Annotated in this window: 13 protein-coding genes; 10 read left to right on the top strand and 3 right to left on the bottom strand. The window is 71.0% G+C overall.

Annotation, left to right across the window (positions count from 1 at the left end):
- Window positions 1-51: 51 nt before the first annotated feature.
- Window positions 52-657, bottom strand: a complete 606-nt coding sequence (locus AQJ66_RS32375; protein ID WP_425264322.1) for a TetR family transcriptional regulator — start codon at window positions 655-657, stop codon at window positions 52-54.
- A gap of 433 nt (window positions 658-1,090) precedes the next feature.
- Here AQJ66_RS32375 and AQJ66_RS32370 point away from each other — a divergent pair, with 433 nt between their 5' ends.
- The 10 genes from AQJ66_RS32370 to AQJ66_RS32325 all read left to right on the top strand — a co-directional run bounded on the left by AQJ66_RS32370 (window position 1,091) and on the right by AQJ66_RS32325 (window position 16,252).
- Window positions 1,091-2,296: an IS701 family transposase gene (locus AQJ66_RS32370; RefSeq protein WP_061929069.1), complete on the top strand. Its 1,206-nt coding sequence runs from the start codon at window positions 1,091-1,093 to the stop codon at window positions 2,294-2,296.
- Window positions 2,297-2,371: 75 nt separating this feature from the next.
- Window positions 2,372-2,815 (top strand): winged helix-turn-helix transcriptional regulator, encoded by a 444-nt coding sequence (locus AQJ66_RS32365; RefSeq protein WP_061929068.1) that lies wholly within the window; start codon window positions 2,372-2,374, stop codon window positions 2,813-2,815.
- A 103-nt stretch (window positions 2,816-2,918) separates the two neighbouring features.
- Window positions 2,919-3,896 carry a DUF1702 family protein gene (locus AQJ66_RS32360; RefSeq protein ID WP_061929066.1) on the top strand — a complete coding sequence of 326 codons (978 nt, stop codon included), beginning with the start codon at window positions 2,919-2,921 and terminating at the stop codon, window positions 3,894-3,896.
- Between the two features lie 112 nt (window positions 3,897-4,008).
- Window positions 4,009-4,998 carry a DUF1702 family protein gene (locus AQJ66_RS32355; RefSeq protein WP_079060549.1) on the top strand — a complete coding sequence of 330 codons (990 nt, stop codon included), beginning with the start codon at window positions 4,009-4,011 and terminating at the stop codon, window positions 4,996-4,998.
- A 56-nt stretch (window positions 4,999-5,054) separates the two neighbouring features.
- The gene (locus AQJ66_RS32350; protein ID WP_061929064.1) at window positions 5,055-6,905 is read left to right on the top strand and encodes a CRTAC1 family protein; all 1,851 of its coding nucleotides are present in this window, start codon (window positions 5,055-5,057) and stop codon (window positions 6,903-6,905) included.
- 2 nt (window positions 6,906-6,907) lie between these two features.
- Window positions 6,908-8,026, top strand: coding sequence for an enediyne biosynthesis protein (locus AQJ66_RS32345; RefSeq protein WP_061929062.1), 1,119 nt, complete (start codon window positions 6,908-6,910; stop codon window positions 8,024-8,026).
- Window positions 8,023-13,902: a type I polyketide synthase gene (locus tag AQJ66_RS32340; protein ID WP_061929060.1), complete on the top strand. Its 5,880-nt coding sequence runs from the start codon at window positions 8,023-8,025 to the stop codon at window positions 13,900-13,902. The genes AQJ66_RS32345 and AQJ66_RS32340 overlap by 4 nt, the downstream gene beginning before the upstream one ends.
- A gap of 3 nt (window positions 13,903-13,905) precedes the next feature.
- The gene (locus AQJ66_RS32335) at window positions 13,906-14,364 is read left to right on the top strand and encodes an acyl-CoA thioesterase (RefSeq protein WP_061929058.1); all 459 of its coding nucleotides are present in this window, start codon (window positions 13,906-13,908) and stop codon (window positions 14,362-14,364) included.
- Window positions 14,361-14,906, top strand: a complete 546-nt coding sequence (locus AQJ66_RS32330; protein ID WP_061929056.1) for a flavin reductase family protein — start codon at window positions 14,361-14,363, stop codon at window positions 14,904-14,906. Before AQJ66_RS32335 ends, AQJ66_RS32330 begins: the two co-directional genes overlap by 4 nt.
- A complete protein-coding gene (locus tag AQJ66_RS32325) occupies window positions 14,903-16,252 on the top strand; it encodes a cytochrome P450 (RefSeq protein WP_061929054.1) in 1,350 nt (449 codons plus the stop codon). The genes AQJ66_RS32330 and AQJ66_RS32325 overlap by 4 nt, the downstream gene beginning before the upstream one ends.
- Window positions 16,253-16,331: 79 nt before the next feature.
- On the opposite strand, the gene AQJ66_RS32320 is transcribed toward AQJ66_RS32325, so the two are convergent.
- Window positions 16,332-17,108 (bottom strand): helix-turn-helix domain-containing protein, encoded by a 777-nt coding sequence (locus AQJ66_RS32320; RefSeq protein WP_061929122.1) that lies wholly within the window; start codon window positions 17,106-17,108, stop codon window positions 16,332-16,334.
- Between the two features lie 20 nt (window positions 17,109-17,128).
- Complete coding sequence (locus tag AQJ66_RS32315; RefSeq protein WP_061929124.1) at window positions 17,129-18,178, bottom strand: ParB/RepB/Spo0J family partition protein; 1,050 nt, start codon at window positions 18,176-18,178, stop codon at window positions 17,129-17,131.
- Window positions 18,179-18,341 lie beyond the last annotated feature (163 nt).

Genomic DNA, 18,341 nt, shown 5'->3' with positions numbered 1-18,341 from the left:
TTCGTCCACCGCCCCCTTCGGCATGCCGGCATCGCGTCTCCTGACGAGCTCTCAGTCGGCAGCCCCCGCCTGCGACGGGGCCCTTGTGCGCGGCTGAGGGAGGATGACCCCATCGTCGGACGAAACGCCGACGAGCGCCAGGTGCCAGATGCGTCTGAGCTGGGCGACGGTGCTTTCGAATGCCGGACCGGAGCCCATCCGCCCGCGCAGATAGGCCTCCGCCCCGTTGGTCAGATGTTCGACGAGCAGAGTGACGTCGGCAGGCAGGGCATCCGTGCGGAGTTGGCCGCGTTCATACGCCTGGTCGAGCAGCGCGCGGACCATCGGCAGCCAGGCATCCGACCAGGCGTCGGTGTCAGGGCGCTCGCGGGCCAAGCGTATGGCGGCCCGTACCGAGGACTCCTGCTCCATGAGCCTGGCCAGCTCCAGCGTCAGGTCGATCACCAGGCGCAGCGGGGACAACGGACCGGCGGTCAGGCGCTCGAGGCCGCCCAGAGTCACCGCGCGTCCTTCCTGCTGCACCGCGTCCGCCAGATCTGCCTTCGAGGAGAAGTGGAAGGTCACGGCGCCGATCGAGACGCCGGCCACCGCGCTGATCCGTGACAGGGATGTGGCGTCGTATCCGTGGCGGTCGAACTCCTCGGCCGCCGCCTTCATCAGGGCCTGACGTGTGCGCAGGGCCCTCTCTTGTTTCACCACACTGTCTCCCGTAGAGGGCTCTGAGCGGCCGGAGATGGGGCGGCCCCGGGTACGGCCCGACGGTCCACCGTCCGGGCATCCCGTGGAGAGCTGGCAGTCAGCCTCCGCCTCAAGGTTGACGCTTTCTTCTTGCGCCGCACAACACGGAGTTGGCCAAGACGTCCTGGATTTCCGCAGCTCACAGCCGTGACGGGAGTGGTTGACGGGTCGATCCACAGGAGGGTGACCCCTGCGGAAGCGTTGCTGGAGCGGTACCCGTCACCGTGCGCGGCGGGGACCGACTTGGCGAAGTACATGTGGCAACTCTCCTGAGTCGCGAAAAAAAGAGGGTGTTCGCTATTATTTTAGCCTGGTCGGCAGCCGCAGACCGAGATCAGGGAGGGAACCAGCCATGGGCGCACACGCTCTGACGATCGATCACGCCCCGGTAGCGGCCTTCAACGAGAGGCTCTTCGAGTGTCTGCCGCGAGCGGACCAGCGGCGCTGGGCACACGCATACGTGCAGAGCCTGCTCACCACTCCGGGCAAGAAGTCGGTCCGTCGGCTCGCCGCGGCGATCTCGTCCTCACCGGCCGCCTCGCAGTCGCTGCACCAGTTCGTCAACGCAAGCCCCTGGGACTGGATGCCCGTTCGCGCGGAACTCACCCGGTGGGCCGAGCAGCGCATGACTCCTCGCGCCTGCGTGATCGGCCCGGCCGTGCTGCGCAAGCGCGGCGAACACTCCTGCGGTGTACACCGCCGCTTCCTTGCCTCCACCGGCCGCTCCGTCACCTGCCAGGTGGGCATCGGCATGTTCCTGTCGTCCTACGACCGAGCCGTACCCGTCGACTGGCGCCTCCTGCTCCCCGGTTCCTGGGTGAAGGATCAAGAGCGCCGCGTCAGGACCCGGATCCCCGCAGAGGTGGGTCCCCGCTCCGTCGAGCAGCACGCCCTCGACCTCCTCGACACGCTCGCCGGCACCAGCCGAACCGTGGCGCTGCCGGTCGTCGCCGACCTGGAGTCCGTCGGCGGGACCAACACCACCTCCCTGATCAACGGGCTCGCCCAGCGGGGACGTGACTTCTTGGTCGCCATCCCGGACCGGCTCCAGGTCGCCGTGGGCCGGCGGCTGCGGCTGCAGCCTCCCCACCGGGAGGACGGCCCGGGCCTGGTACTCGCCGCACGCAACTTGTTCGAGTTCGACGCGGGCACCCTGACCCGGATGGAGACCGTGGCCCCCTGGGACGGGCAGGGCCGGCACACCACGGTCATGTCCGGCTTCGTACGTCTGCCCAGGCACGGGCAGAGCGCTGAGCGCACCGACCGCACCTACCGCCTCTTCGCCGTCCGCCCCGAGGGAGGACGACGGCCCGTCCAGCTGTGGCTGACCAGCCTCACCCACACGCGCATGGAGTCGGTGCTCGCCCTGACCCGGACGCTCGCCCGGGCGGACGAGTCCGTGCGCACGATGGCGGACGACTTCGGTCTGCTCGACTTCGAGGGTCGCTCCTATCCCGGCTGGCACCACCACATGACCCTGGTGTCCGCCGCATACGCCTACGACCGCTTCGACAGGCGTCCCACGGGCGACGGGGAGCGGCGGCTCATGGCCGCCTGAGCGGCCCGACAAACCGGTGACGTCTTCGCCAAGTCGGGTACCGTCACGCAACTCGCATCCTCCTAGAGTGAGCCCATGCTGAGACACACGTACGAGGGACAGGACTGCAACCTCGCCCGTTCCCTGGAGGTGATCGGGGAGCGCTGGACCCTGCTGATCATCCGCTCGGCACTGCTCGGCACCTCGCGCTTCGACCAGTTCCTCTCCCACCTGGACATCGCCCGTAACGTGCTGTCCTCGCGGCTGAACCGGCTGGTCGAGCAGGGCCTCATGGAGCGGGTGCCCTACCAGGACAAGCCGGTGCGTCACGAGTACCGGCTCACCCCGGCGGGCCGGGACCTGACCCGCGCGGTCGTCGCCCTCATGCAGTGGGGAGACCGCAACCTGCCGCAGGAACTGGGTCCGCCGCGCCGAGCCGACCACATCGGCTGCGAGGGAACCGTCGAGGTCGAGCTCCGCTGCACACACTGCGGGCGCATCGTGCACGACGAGGAGGTGGACGTCCGCCCCATCCGGTGACCACGCCCGGGAGCGCACAGACGAAGATGCCGCCTCGCGGCCGGGTCGAACACGATGACAGCCCCCGCCGCCGGTAAGGGAGCGGCCGTAGGAGGAGGCGTCCGTGCCCGCACTGGGAGCATTGCGCAGACTGATCATGGCTCCGTCTCTGGAGGAAGTGGGCTTCGCACGACGGGGCTTCAGCGTGGAACCCACCGAGCGCACGCGTCAGCTGGAGGCCGTGCCACAAGCGGTGGTGACGGGCTTCGAATGGGCCATCGAGGACCGGGACCTCGCGACCACCGAGCGTCGGCTCGCGCTCGTCGATCCGCTGAACCGGGGCTTCGCCTACGAGGGCGCCACCATGGCCTGCGCGATCCGCGACGCGATGAGCCGCGGCGGTCACCGCACCCGCGACTTGCTGCGAGGCGGAGGCAGGCCGCACATCTTCCTCAACTACATCGGCATCGGCTTCGCCATGGCCAAACTGCCCAGGCCCTTGTGGAAGAAGCTCGTCCCGGATCTGCACGAGCCCGACCTCTATCCGGCGATGACCTGGCTGTGCGTCGACGGCTACGGATTCGACCGCGCCTACTTCGACACCGGCACCTGGGTGGACGGACAGCGCACGGACACCCCCTACACCTGGGACGGCGCCCCCTCGTACTGGCAGCGCGCCTTCGACCAGGGCGTCGGCCGCGCGCTGTGGTTCATCCACGGCGGCCACGTCGGCAACGTATCCGCGTCCGTGCGGGCGTTCGCCGGCGACCGGTGGGCGGACCTGTGGAGTGGCGTCGGTCTTGCCGCCACCTTCGCCGGCGGCAGCACGATCACCGACCTCGACGCGCTGCGCGCGGAGGCGGGGGATCTCGCCGATCACCTGGCGCAGGGTGCGGTGTTCGCCGCCAAGGCCCGCCACCACGCCGGGTTCGTCCCCGAGCACAGCAGCACCGCGGTGCACGCGTTCACGGGACGCACCGTCGAAGCCGTCGCACGCCTCGCCGACGACTGCGCGGCCGCCGCACCCGAGGGCGCGGGCGTACCCGCCTATGAGGTCTGGCGGCGCAATGTGCGCCTGCAATTGAGTGCCGCCGTTGTTTGAGCACATGTGAAGCCATTGTTTGAGCACGCCTGAAGTAGACGCCCCTCCGAGGCCCCTGACTACATTCGATCCGCTGAGGGATTCAGGGATTCGAGAGGGGCGGTTTACTGCTGTGGCCAGTGTATTTGGCGCGCTCCGGCGCCGATTGCTCACACCTCCGGTTTCCGAGACGACCATGGAGGTGCGCGGCTTCCACGTGAAAAACGCGGAAGCAAAGAAACGTCTCGAGTACATCGGCGAGGTGTTCCTCCAAGGATATGCCTACGCGGTGGAGGCCGGCTCGCCCGCCGAGGCCGAGGAACTACTGGAGACCGTCCCCCAGGACATGCGCGGCTTCGCCTACGAGGGCGCCGGCATGGGAGCCGCGGTGTACGACTCGCTCCCCGGGCACGGCGGCCGGCTCCGGGGGCTGCTGGCCGGCCGGGGCAGGCACCACGACTACATGATCTACGTCGGCATCGGCTGGGCGATGGCACGCCTGCCCAAGCCGCTGTGGCCCGACATCCGCGCCACCGACCCGCTGCTGCGCTGGCTCGCGCTCGACGGATACGGCTTCCATCAGGCGTACTTCAAGACCGACGCCTACGTGCGCAACCCGCAGACCCAGCACCCCTTCCGCTGGTCCGGCGGTCACAACCACTACACGCTCAACGCCATCGACCAGGGCATCGGTCGCGCGCTGTGGTTCGTCGGCGGCACCGACCCCGATGTCGTCACCAGCCTCATCCGCGCCTATCCCGAGCACCGTCACGGCGACCTGTACGCGGGCGCCGGCCTCGCCTGCGCCTACGCGGGCGGCGTCAGTGAGGAGGAACTCACCCACTTCGTCGAGGACGCCGGTGAGCACCGCTGGGCACTCGCCCAGGGATCCGCCTTCGCGACCGAGGCACGCGTCAAAGCAGGCACCGTCATCGACCACACCCACCTCGCGGCCCGCGTGGTGTGCGGCACGACCACCGAACACGCCGCGCAGGTGTGCCGGGACACCCGGCCCCAGGCGCCCGGCGCCGCAGGCCCCTTCCCGGCCTATGAGACCTGGCGGCACGACATCGCCGCGCGCCTCGCATCCGCCTCGCTCGTTTCGAAAGGTACTGACCAGTGACGGTCGCAAAGAACTGGATTCGCAGAAATTCGCCGGGAATCATCGCCCTGGCCCTGATGGTGGGCACCTTTTACGCAGTCAGGCTGCCTGAGTCGTCGGCCGCCGAGGTCCAAAGCCTCGCGAAGAATTACGCCTTCGAGCCGATGTCCATAGCCGAGCCCGCCGGATTCAAGGAGCAGGAGGTTCGGCAGGTCAACAAGGCGTACAAGCACATCGAGGCATGGATCTCCTCGGTCGGTGCCGGCATCGCCATGAACGACCTCGACGGGGACGGCCTGCCCAACGACCTCTGCGTCGTCGACCCGCGGATCGACCAGGCCTTCGTCACCCCGGCACCCACGCGCAAGCACGCCTACGCGCCCTTCGCGCTGAACCCGGCGCCGCTCGGCACCAGTAAGACCATGGCGCCGATGGGCTGCGTGCCCGGCGACTACAACGAGGACGGCCGCATGGACCTCCTCGTCTACTACTGGGGCCGCACGCCGGTCATCTTCCAGAACCAGGGGCAGAAGGGGAAGCCGCTCACGGCCCACTCCTTCCGGCCGACCGAGCTGCTGCCCGGCAAGAGCGGCGCGACGTACACCGGCCCGCTGTGGAACTCCAACGCCGCCGCCGTGGCCGACTTCGACGGTGACGGCCACGACGACATCTTCATCGGCAACTACTTCCCCGACAGCCCCGTCCTGGATCCGACCAAGGACGGCGACGTCACCATGAACGCCTCGCTGTCGCACGCCACCAACGGCGGTGGCGGCCACTTCTTCCGCTGGACGAAGAACGGCTACGAGAAGGTCGACGACGCCATCCCCCAGGGCCTCAACCACGGCTGGACGCTCGGCGCCTCCGCCGCCGACCTGGACGGCGACCACCTGCCGGAGATGTTCCTCGCCCACGACTTCGGCACCTCCGCGCTGCTCTACAACGAGTCCAAGCCGGGCAGGATCAAGTTCGCCCAGGTCAAGGCCGTGCACAGTGGCAGCGTGCCCAAGTCCAAGGAACTGGGCCGCAGCTCCTTCAAGGGCATGGGCGTCGACTTCGGCGACCTGAACCACGACGGCATGTACGACATGTTCGTCAGCAACATCACCACGTCGTTCGGCATCCAGGAGTCGAACTTCGCCTTCTTCGACCAGGCCAAGAGCAAGGCCGACCTGCGCAACAGCTTCAAGAAGGGCGAGGCGCCGTTCAAGGACAAGTCCTCCGGACTCGGCCTGGCCTGGTCCGGCTGGGGCTGGGACGTCAAGATGGGCGACTTCGACAACAACGGCGACCTGGAGATCACCCAGGCCAACGGTTTCGTCAAGGGCAAGACCAACCGCTGGCCGCAGCTGCAGGAACTCGCCACCGCCAACGACGCCCTCACGCCCAACCCGCAGTGGTGGCCCAACGTCCGCCACGGTGACGACCTCGCCGGCAACCAGCGCATGCGCTTCTTCGCCAAGGACCCGGCGACCGGCAAGTACGTCAACCTGTCCGAGGCGCTGGGCATCGGCGAGCCGGTTCCCACGCGCGGCCTGTCCACCGCCGACGTCGACGGCGACGGCCGCCTGGACCTCGCCGTGGCCCGCCAGTGGGGCGACCCGATCTTCTACCACAACATCAGCCCCCACACCGGTTCCTACCTCGGCCTGAAGCTCACCCACCCCGACGGGGCGCCCGTCGTCGGCGCCGAGGTCTGCGTCCAGCTGCCCGACGGCACCAAGCGCATCGACCGCATCGACGGCGGCGGCGGCCACTCCGGCAAGCGCAGCACCGACATCCACATCGGTCTCGGCAGGGACATCAAGGGCCCGCTGCCCACCCAGATCACCTGGCGCGACCGCAACGGTGACGTCCACGAGCAGGAACTGACGCTGAAGCCGGGCTGGCACAGCCTCGAGCTCGGCGACCGGGCCAAGGAGAAGTGACCATGTCCCCGCAGACCAACACACCACGCCACAACCCGAAGGTCGTCACGGCGCTGCGCCGATTCGCGATCTCCATCTCCGTGCTGAACGTCTTCGGCTACACCGTGCTGGGTTTCGAACAGCCCTGGACGTGGCCGCTGATCGCCCTGGCCACCGCCTACTCGCTCGAGATCGTCCTCGAGATGATCGGCGCCCGCGCCGAGGGCCGCACCCCGCGCTTCCGCGGCAACGGCGCGCGCGGCGTCATGGAGTTCCTGTACCCCGCACACATCACCGGTCTCGCGGTGAACATGCTGTCCTACGTCAACGACGTCGTATGGGTCATGATGTTCGGCGTCATCGTCGCCGTAGGCACCAAGTGGGTACTGCGCGCCCCCGTCAAGGGCCGCATGCGGCACTTCATGAACCCGTCGAACTTCGGTATCGCCGTCATCCTGGTCCTCTTCCCCTGGGCGTCGATCGCGCCGCCCTACCAGTTCACCGAGTACATCGACGGCGGCTTCGACTGGCTGGTGCCGGCCATCATCCTCTCGCTCGGCACCATGCTGAACGCCAAGCTCACCGAGCGCATGTGGCTGATCCTCGCCTGGGTCGGCGGCTTCGCCCTCCAGGCGATCGTCCGCGGCCTGCTGTTCGACACCTCCATCCCCGCGGGCATCGCGATGATGACCGGCGTGGCGTTCGTTCTCTTCACCAACTACATGATCACGGACCCGGGTACGACGCCGTCCTCCAAGTGGGGACAGATCGCCTTCGGCGGCGGTGTGGCCGCGCTGTACGGCGTGGTGACCGCGCTGCACATCGCCTACGGCCTGTTCTTCGCCACCGCCCTGGCCTGCGCGATCCGCGGCACCTTCCTGTGGACCGCCGACATCGTGGCCCGCAAGCGCGCCGAGGAGGCCCTCGCGCTCGCCGCCGTCACCCGGTCCGTCGCCCAGGCCGACGCCGCGGCCCGGACGGCCGCCGACACCGCTACCTGCTCCTGCCCCGACGGCGCCTGCGCGTGCCCCGCCCCGGCCGACGCCGAGGCCACCGCGTGCGCCTGCCCGGAGGGCGCCTGCTCCTGCCCCGCCCCGGCCGACGCCGAGGCCGAGACTGTGAAGACACCGGTGGTCGCATGACCAGAATCGCCATCGTCGGCATGGCCTGCCGCTATCCCGACGCAACCGACCCCAAGCAGCTGTGGGACAACGCCGTCGCCGGACGGCGCGCGTTCCGCCGCCTGCCCGACGTCCGCATGAACCTCGACGACTACTGGGACGCGGACCCGACCACACCCGACACCTTCTACGCCCGCAACGCCGCGGTCATCGAAGGCTACGAGTTCGACCGGATCGCCCACCGCATCGCCGGCAGCACCTTCCGGTCCACCGACCTGACGCACTGGCTCGCCCTGGACACCGCAGGGCGAGCACTCGCCGACGCCGGGTTCCCCGCCGGGGACGGCCTGCCCCGCGAACGCACCGGCGTCGTCGTCGGCAACACCCTCACCGGCGAGTTCTCCCGCGCCAACGTGATGCGGCTGCGCTGGCCGTACGTACGGCGAATCCTGGCCGCTGCCCTCAAGGGCGAACAGGACTGGGACGACGACCGCATCGCCCACTTCCTCGGTGACGTCGAGACCGCCTACAAGGAGCCGTTCCCGGCCATCGACGAGGACACCCTCGCCGGCGGACTCGCCAACACCATCGCCGGCCGGATCTGCAACCACTTCGACCTCAACGGCGGCGGGTACACCGTCGACGGCGCCTGCTCCTCCTCACTGCTCTCGGTCACCACCGCGGGCACCGCACTGATCAACGGCGACATCGACGTCGCCGTCGCCGGCGGCGTCGACCTGTCGATCGACCCGTTCGAGATCATCGGCTTCGCGAAGACCGGCGCGCTCGCCAAGGGCGAGATGCGCCTGTACGACCGCGGCTCCAACGGCTTCTGGCCGGGCGAGGGCTGCGGCATGATCGTCCTGATGCGCGAGGAGGACGCCCTCGCCGCCGGCCACCGCGTCTACGCGACCATCGCCGGCTGGGGCGTCTCCTCCGACGGCCAGGGCGGCATCACCCGCCCCGAGGTCAGCGGATACCAGCTCGCCCTCAAGAGGGCGTACGACCGGGCCGGGTTCGGCATCGAGACCGTCCGGCTCTTCGAGGGACACGGCACCGGCACCGCCGTCGGCGACGCCACCGAACTGGCCGCCCTCATGGGTGCCCGCCGCCAGGCCGACCCCGACGCGCCACCCGCCGCCATCACGTCCATCAAGGGCATGATCGGCCACACCAAGGCCGCCGCCGGCGTCGCCGGTCTGATCAAGGCGGCCATGGCCGTCGACCACCAGACACTCCCACCGGCCATCGGCACCGTCGACCCGCACGAGCTGCTCGCCGACGACCAGGCCAACCTCACGGCGCTGCGCAAGGCGGAAGCCTGGCCCGCGGACGCACCCCGCCGGGCCGGCGTCACCGCCATGGGCTTCGGCGGCATCAACACCCACATCGTCCTCGACGAGCCCGCCGGCCGGCGACGCACGGCCCCCAGCCGGCGCTCCGCCACCCTCGCGCACGCCTCGCAGGACTGCGAACTCCTCCTCCTGGACGGGGAGTCCCCGAAGGCGCTGCGCGCCCGGCTCACCGAAGTCGCCGCTTTCGCCGCCCGGGTCTCCTACGGCCAGGTCGCCGACCTCGCCGCCACGCTCCAGCGGGAACTGCGCGCCCTGCCGTACCGCGCGGCCGTCGTCGCCTCCTCCCCCGAGGACGCCGAACGCCGCCTGACCCACCTCGCCGGCTTCCTGGAGACGGGGGAGACGTCGTACACCGCCGCTGACGGCCGAGGCTTCCTCGGCCGGGCCGACGGACGCGCCCGGATCGGCTTCCTCTTCCCGGGCCAGGGCTCCGGTCACGGCGCCGACGGAGGGGCGCTGAGCCGCCGCTTCCCCGAGGCCGCCGAGGTCTTCGCCCGGGCCGGGCTGCCCACGACCGGCGACATGGTCGCCACCGACGTGGCACAGCCGCGTATCGCCACCGGTTCCGCCGCGGGACTGCGCGTCCTCGACAGCCTGCGCCTGGAGGCGTCCGTCGCCGTTGGACACAGCCTCGGTGAACTGTCCGCCCTGCACTGGGCCCAGGCCCTCGACGAGGAGACCCTGCTCGAAGCGGCGCGGGTACGCGGCCGGGCCATGTCCCAGCACGGCGACCCGGGCACGATGGCCTCGCTGGGGACCGCACCCGAGCGGGCCGAGGAACTCCTCGCCGGGCTCGACGCCGTCATCTCCGGGTACAACGGCCCGGAGCAGACCGTCATCGCCGGCTCCCCCGCGGACATCGAGGAGGTCCGGCGCCGCGCCGAGCGCGCCGACGTCACCTGCACCCCCCTCAGGGTTTCGCACGCCTTCCACTCGCCGCTCGTCGCCGGCTCCGCCGCGACCTTCGGCACCTGGCTGGCCACCGCCCGCCTCGGCGTCCCCTCCGCGCGGATCGTCTCCACCGTCACCGGCGAGGAGCTGACCCGGGACACGGACCTGGCCGCGCTGCTCACCGAGCAGATCACCGGCCCCGTCCGCTTCACCCAGGCGGTGCGCGAGGCCGCCCGGGACGTCGACCTGTTCGTCGAGGTCGGCCCCGGACGGGTGCTCACCGGCCTCGCCCAGGCGGCCACCGGCGTCCCCGCCGTCGCCCTCAACACCGACGACGAGTCACTGCGCAGCGTCCTGGCCGTCGCCGGAGCCGCGTTCGTCGCCGGAGCACCCGTCGCCCTGGAGAGGCTCTTCGAGGACCGGCTCATACGGCCCCTCGAGATCGGGCAGGAGTTCTCCTTCCTCGCAAGCCCCTGCGAGCAGGCGCCGCGCGAGCAGGTGCCGACGGCCACGCGTCGTCCGGCCTCCACCGCCACGGCGGCGCAGGCACCGCGGACCGAGCACACGGCACCGACGCCCACCGGCATGACGGCACCCGTGCAGATCCCCGCAGCCCAGGAGACGGGCGAGGGCGAGCGCGGCGCCGACGCGCTCGAGGTGCTACGCACGCTCGTAGCGGAGCGGGCCGAACTGCCCGCCGAACTGGTCGACGTCGACAGTCGACTCCTCGACGACCTCCACATGAGCTCGATCACCGTCGGCCAGATCGTCAACCAGGCGGCGTCCCGCCTGGGGATCGCCACCGCGCAGGTGCCGACCAACTTCGCCACCGCCACCCTGGCCGAACTGGCCGAGGCGCTGGACACCCTGGTCAGCACCGGCGGGGCCGTGGAGACCGAGGCGCCCGTCGTGGCGGGCGCGGCTCCCTGGGCCCGTCCCTTCGCCGTGGACCTCGACGAGGTCGCCCGGCCGCATGCCGCCTCCGGCGGCGCCGACGGCGACTGGGAACTGTTCGCCACCGACGGCCACCCGTACGCCGAACGCCTGCGCGGGCAACTCGTGGGCGCCGGCGTCGGCGGCGGTGTCCTCGCTGTACTGGCCAAGGGCTGCGGGCGCCGGGAGGTGGAGCGGGTGCTGGCCGCCGCGCACAGCGCGCTCGCCGGCGACCGCGCACGGCGCTTCGTCCTCGTCCAGGACGGACGAGGCGCCGCCGGGCTGGCCAAGACCCTGTACCTGGAGGCCCCGCACCTGCGCACCACCGTCGTCCACACCCCGACGGTGCCGGACGTGGTGGAACGGGTCGTGGCCGAGGTCGCGGCGACCAGCCGGTTCGTCGAGGTCCACTACGACGACGCCGGTGTGCGCCGCGTGCCGACCCTGCGGGCCCTGCCCGTGGCGCCGCAGCGCACCGAGTCCCCGCTGGGCTCCTCCGACGTGCTGCTGGTGACGGGCGGCGGCAAGGGCATCTCCGCCGAGTGCGCGCTGGCCGTGGCCCGGCGGACCGGTGCCAAGCTGGCCGTCCTCGGCCGCTCCGACCCGGCACAGGACCGTGAACTGGCCGACAACCTCGAGCGGATGCGCGCCGACGGGGTACGGGTGCACTACGCCCGCGCCGACGTCACCGACTCCGAGCAGGTCATCGCGGCCGTCGCCGAACTGACGGCCGAGCTGGGAACGATCACCGCTCTGCTGCACGGCGCCGGCCGCAACGAGCCGAACGCGCTGACGCGGCTCACCGCGCAGGACTTCGAGCGGACCTTCGCCCCGAAGGTCGACGGCCTGCGCACCGTCCTCGACGCGGTGGGCGCTGCCCGCCTCAAGCTCCTGGTCACCTTCGGCAGCATCATCGGCCGGGCCGGTCTGCGCGGAGAGGCGCACTACGCGACCGCCAACGAGTGGCTGGCCGACCTCACAGAGGAGGTCGCCCGCGCCCACCCGGGTCTGCGTGCCCGCTGCATGGAATGGTCGGTGTGGTCGGGCGTCGGCATGGGCGAGAAGCTCTCCGTCGTGGAGTCCCTCTCCCGCGAGGGCATCACCCCCGTCTCCCCGGACCAGGGTGTGGAAATCCTTCTGCGCCTGATCGAGGACCCGGACGCGCCGGTCGTCACGGTCATCAGCGGCCGCACCGAGGGCATCGACACCGTCCGCCGTGACCTGCCCGCCCTGCCGCTGCTGCGCTTCACCGGCAACCCGCTCGTGCGCTACCACGGCGTCGAGCTGGTCACCGAGGTGGAGCTGAACGCCGGCACCGACCCTTACCTGTCCGACCACCTGCTGGACGGCAACCTGCTGCTGCCCGCCGTCATCGGCATGGAGGCCATGACCCAGGTCGCCACCGCGGTGACCGGCCGCACCGGCGCCCCGGTCATCGAGGGCGCGAAGTTCCTGCGGCCCATCGTCGTACCGCCGAGCGGCAGCACCCGGATCCGTATCGCGGCGACCGTCACCGGCACCGACGCCGTCGACGTGGCCATCCACGCCGAGGACACCGGCTTCGTCGCCGAGCACTTCCGCGCCCGTCTGCTGTTCACCGGCACCGCGGCGCCGGACGGCCCACCGCTGCAGGTGCCCGAGGACACCCCTGTCGTCCCGCTGGACCCGGCCGCCGACCTGTACGGCAGTGTCCTGTTCCAGGGCGCACGCTTCCAGCGGCTGCGCCGCTTCCACCGGGCCGCCGCCCGGCACGTGGACGCCGAGGTCGCCGTGCAGCAGCGGCCGGAGGGCTGGTTCGCCGGCTTCCTGCCCGGTGAACTGCTGCTCGCCGACCCGGGTATGCGCGACGCCCTGATGCACGGCAACCAGGTGTGCGTCCCTGACGCCACCCTGCTGCCGTCCGGCGTGGAGCGGATCCACACGCTCGGCTCCGGCGACCACGTACCCGACCGGCTGCGGTACACCGCCGTCGAACGCAGCCGCGACGGCGACACCTACGTGTACGACATCGCCGTCCGTGACGAGCAGGGCACCGTCGTCGAACGCTGGGACGGCCTGACCCTGCACGCCGTGCGCAAGACCGACGGCTCCGGTCCGTGGGTCGCCCCGCTGCTCGGCCCGTACCTGGAGCGCTCGCTGGAGGACGTCGTCGGCAGCCGGGTCGCCGTCGCCGTCGAGCCGCACGGGGACACCCCGGCCGGCTCCGTCGCCCAGCGCCGCGGCTTCACCGCCGACGCGGCGGCACGGGCCCTGGGCAGCCCGGTCGCGGTCCGGCACCGCCCGGACGGGCGACCGGAGCTGGAGCCGGCCCGGCACATGTCGATGTCGGCGGCACACGGTCTCGGGGTCACCCTCAGCGCCGTCTCCGACACCGAGGTCGCCTGCGACATCGAGGCGGTCAGCATGCGCTCGCCCGACGAGTGGCGCGGACTCCTCGGGGACCACGCCGCCGTCGCCGAACTGGTCGCCCGGGAGACGGGCGAGGCGCCGGACACCGCCGCCACCCGCGTGTGGGGTGCGGTGGAGTGCCTGCGCAAGGCGGGCATCATGGCCGGCGCGCCGCTGACGGTGCTGCCGCGCCGCAAGGACGCCTGGGTGGTCTTCGCCGCCGGCGACCTGCGGATCGCGACCTTCGTCACCGCACTGCGCGACGCCCTGGAGCCGGCCGTCTTCGCGTTCCTCACGCACGAGACGCACCTCACCGAAGGGAGGGCCTAGATCATGGCGGACGACTACTTCGAGTACCGGCACACGGTCGGCTTCGAGGAGACCAACCTCGTCGGCAACGTGTACTACGTGAACTACCTGCGCTGGCAGGGCCGGTGCCGGGAGCTGTTCCTGCAGCAGAAGGCACCGGCTGTCCTGGCCGACGTGCAGCACGACCTGAAGCTGTTCACGCTGAAGGTGGACTGCGAGTTCTTCGCCGAGATCACCGCCTTCGACGAGCTGTCCATCCGGATGCGTCTGGCCGAACTCGGCCAGACGCAGCTGGAGTTCACCTTCGACTATGTCAAGGTGACCGGCGGCTCGGAGGTGCTGATCGCCCGCGGGCGCCAGCGGATCGCGTGCATGCGCGGCCCCAACACCCACACCGTGCCCTCGCTCATCCCCGAGGCACTGGCCCACGCCCTCGAGCCGTACACCGCCCAAGGCCGGGCGCTGACGGGGCGGGCGGCATGAGTACCCTGGCCGCCGCGCCGCCGCGGGACGCCGTCACCGGCGATCCCGCGAGGCTGCGGCGGGCCCTCGGATCCTTCGCCACCGGGGTGACGGTCGTGACCGTCGGCGGGTCCAGCCCGCGCGGCATGACCGCCAACTCCTTCACCTCGGTGTCACTGGATCCGCCGCTGGTGCTGCTGTGCGTCGGCAACGACGCCGTCATGAACCGGGTCCTCGCCGGGACCGACACCTTCGCGGTGTCGGTCCTCGGCGCCGGCCAGGAGGACGTCGCCCGGCACTTCGCCGACCGCTCCCGTCCGGTGGGCGCCGCCCAGTTCGACGCCGTGGACTGGCTGCCCGGCCAGGCCGGTGGCGCCCCGCTGATCGCAGGCGCGGCCGCGCACTTCGAGTGCGCCCGGTGGCGGGCGTACGACGGCGGCGACCACACCATCCACCTCGGACGGGTGCTCACCCTGGACGCCCTGCCGGGTTGCGAGCCGCTGATCTTCCACCACGGCCGCTTCCGGCGGCTGGCCGAACCCGCGGAAGGGGCGCGCCCATGAGCGTCCACCCGCCCGGGCCGCCCGTGTGGCGGCTGCCCGGCCTGCTGCGCAAGCTCGCGATGGACCGGCTCGGCATGATGCGGGACGCGGCCGACCTCTCCGATGCCGTCCGCGTCTCCATGGGGCCGAAGAAGCTCTACATCTTCAACCGGCCGGACTACGCCAAACACGTGCTGGCCGACAACGCGGGCAACTACCACAAAGGCATCGGCCTGGTGGAGTCCCGCAAGGTCCTCGGCGACGGCCTGCTCACCAGCGAGGGCGAGCTGTGGCGCGCCCAGCGCCGCAATGTGCAGCCCGCGTTCAAGCCGGGGAGGATCGCCGCGCAGGCCGGGGCCGTGGCCGAGGAGTCGGCCCGGCTGGTGGAGCTGCTGCGCCGGCGCGCCGGCGACACGCCGGTCGACGTGCTGCACGAGGTCACCGGGCTCACCCTCGGCGTGCTCGGCCGCACCCTCATGGACACCCCGCTCGACGCGCACGGCGGCATCGCACACGCCTTCGAGGCCGTTCAGGATCAGGCCATGTTCGACATGGTCACCCAGGGCCTGGTGCCCACATGGGTGCCGTTCTCCACGCAGCGCCGGTTTCGCCGGGCCCGTCGGGAACTCACCCGGATCGTCGACGAACTGGTCGCCGACCGCAGTGCCCGCCTCACGGAAGGGGACGGCGCCGACGACGCGTTCGCCCGGATGATCCTCGCCGCCCGCGAGCGCGAGAACGCCGCTCTCGGCCGCCGACTGCTGCAGGAGGAACTGGTCACGCTGCTGCTGGCCGGCCACGAGACCACCGCCAGCACGCTCGGCTGGACGCTGCTGCTCCTCGCCCGTCACCCGCACGTACGGGACCTGGTGCGCGAGGAAGCCCGGGGCGTGCTCGCCGGCGGCCGGCTGCCCGACGCGGAGGATCTGCACAAGCTGACGTACACCACGCAGGTCGTGCAGGAGGCCATGCGGCTGTATCCGCCGGTGTGGATCCTGCCGCGCATCGCCCAGGGACCCGACCGGGTCGGCGGGTTCGACGTGCCGGCGAAGGCCGACGTCCTGGTGTGTCCCTACACCCTGCACCGCCATCCGGACCTGTGGGACGACCCTGAGCGGTTCGACCCGGGCCGCTTCGACTCCGCACGCGTCGCCCACCGGCACCGCTACGCCTACATCCCCTTCGGTGCGGGGCCGCGGTTCTGCGTGGGCAGCAACCTGGGGATGATGGAGGCGGTGTTCGTCACCGCGCTCGTCAGCCGGGATCTCGACCTGGCCGTGGTGCCCGGGCACCGGGCAGTTGCGGAGCCGATGATGTCGCTGCGGATGCGGGGCGGACTGCCGATGACGATACGGGCGGTGGACTGAGGCGGGGCACCGCGTCCGGGCATGCGCGAGGGGGCGGGCACGGATCTCCGTGCCCGCCCCCTCGCGCATGCCCATCCGGTCAGCCGGCGATGCGGTCCAGGGCGTCGGTGCGCAGGTCGAGCAGTGCCATGAGCACGGGCGGGTCCAGGGCGTCCAGCGGGCGCAGGACGATCTCGGCCGGCATCAGCAGGGTGTCCTCGTGCGCGGTCAGCGGTCCGTAGCTGCCCACGGAGACGACGTCACGGTCGCCGGTTCCGGACGGCATGTGCTCGTAGCCGTACGGCACGGAGTGAACCAGCACGTGCCAGGTGCCGGCCGGGACGTCGCGCAACTCGAACGAGCCGGGACCGTCCAGGACGGCGCAGCGCACAGGCCGCCCCTGCGGGACCGGCGTGGGGAACAGGCCTACGAAGCAGTGGCCTGACGCGCGGTCCTCGGGCAGGTGCACACGGCCGCGCAATGTGCCCCGGGACTGCTCGGCCGCCGCTTCGTTCTGTTGGCCGGGACTGATTTCCGCGGTGAATCCGTCCAGTTCCCGGAACATGCTCGGCGAGACGCCGACGCAGGACTTGAAACGTGAACTGAAGGTGCCGACGCTGCTGTACCCCACCTGGCTGCTGATATCGGCGACGCTGAAATTCGTCTGGAGGAGCAGGCGTTTCGCCTCTTGCAGCCGCAGGGCGGAGAGAAAACGGCCGGGAGACGTGCCGGTCACATCCCGGAAAACCCGGGTGAAATGGAATTTGCTGAACATGGCTGTGCGGGCCATGTCGTCGATGGTGAGTTCCTGGCCGAGATTCGCGTGCATTTCGTCGATGACTCGAAGGACAGCGGCTTCGATGGCGGTGGTGGTCACCGTGTCTCCCTGTCTGTGCATCATGCTCCCTGGCGTGATTCGGGGGCCGCTTGCCGTGGTGGAGCGGGCGTCGTGTGGGTCAGCCGCCGCCGGTCGAGGTCTTCGGCGAACCGCTTCCAGGCGCCCGCGCACTGGAGGGCCAGCTCCGCGACGGTGCCGGTGCAGTGCGGAGGGACCGCTTCGGCCTGCTGGCGCCAGGCCTCGTCGACCATGAAGTGGGTGTGCAGCCAGCGCAGGAACTGGCGCCCGGACTCGGAGTGCCGCAGGGAGGGGTCGCCGGCGAGCCGGCGAAGGATCTCCAGCGAACTGCGGGTGCGGCTCGAGCCGGCGGAGACGTTTGCGCCGGCCGGGTTGCCGGTGCCCGGTGCACGCGGGGCAGCCGGGGAAGCGGAGCGGTCCACGGCGGCCGGCTGCTCGCGTCGGGCGGGCGTCCTGCGGCCCGTGGGCACCGGGGCCTCGCCGCGCAGCAGTCGCTGGCGCACGTCGTGGGCCGTGCCCAGGGACAGGCCGGTCTCCTTGACGATCGCCCGCAGCGGCAGATCGGGTCTGCGGGTCATGAGTTCGGCGGCCCGGATCCGTTCGGCCGTGCGGTCGAGCGGATGGCTGCGGCCGTCGGCGCCGATCCGGATGTTCGACCGAGGAGAATCCGCGGTCGAACAGGGACGGAGCGTCGCGACCGTCTTGGCGTCGAGTCCGGTGTAGGCGGCGACGGCCCGGTCGGACAGGTCGGGATGGGAGCGCAGTATGCGCTCGGCAGCCGCCTTGCGGTCCGACACGGACAGCGGCAAGCCGTGCGCGATGTTGGCCGTCACCGAGCGCAGAAACGCTTCCTCGTCCGCGCCGTCGAAGTACTGCACCTCCACGGAGGTGAGCCCCTTGGCGGCTGCCGCGGCGACCCGGTGCATTCCGTCGACCACGCGCATGGTCGCGCGGTGCACAAGAATGGGGGGCAGCGTGGCGTAGATGTCGGCGAGGCGGCGCACGTGATTGTCGTCGACACCGTTCAGACGGGGTGAATCGGCCGGCAGAAGCGCCTCTATCCGCACCCGGTGAGTGAAGTTGGCGGGCAGCGTCAGAGATCTGTCGTTGCTGTTCACCTCTCCCCTTCCCCCTCGGCGAGATCGAGGCGTGCCCGGACTCCCTCGAACCGTGTGAGAGCGGCCCGGACGCCACGGAAAACAACGCATCCGGAAAGAGCATAGTGAACGACCTGTTTTTTCTGCGGGGCCGTCG

Origin of the sequence: Streptomyces bungoensis, from assembly GCF_001514215.1 — a bacterium.
GTDB classification, from domain to species: domain Bacteria; phylum Actinomycetota; class Actinomycetes; order Streptomycetales; family Streptomycetaceae; genus Streptomyces; species Streptomyces bungoensis.
Note: the sequence above shows the minus strand (reverse complement) of the source record. Positions and strands in the feature narration are given on the sequence as shown.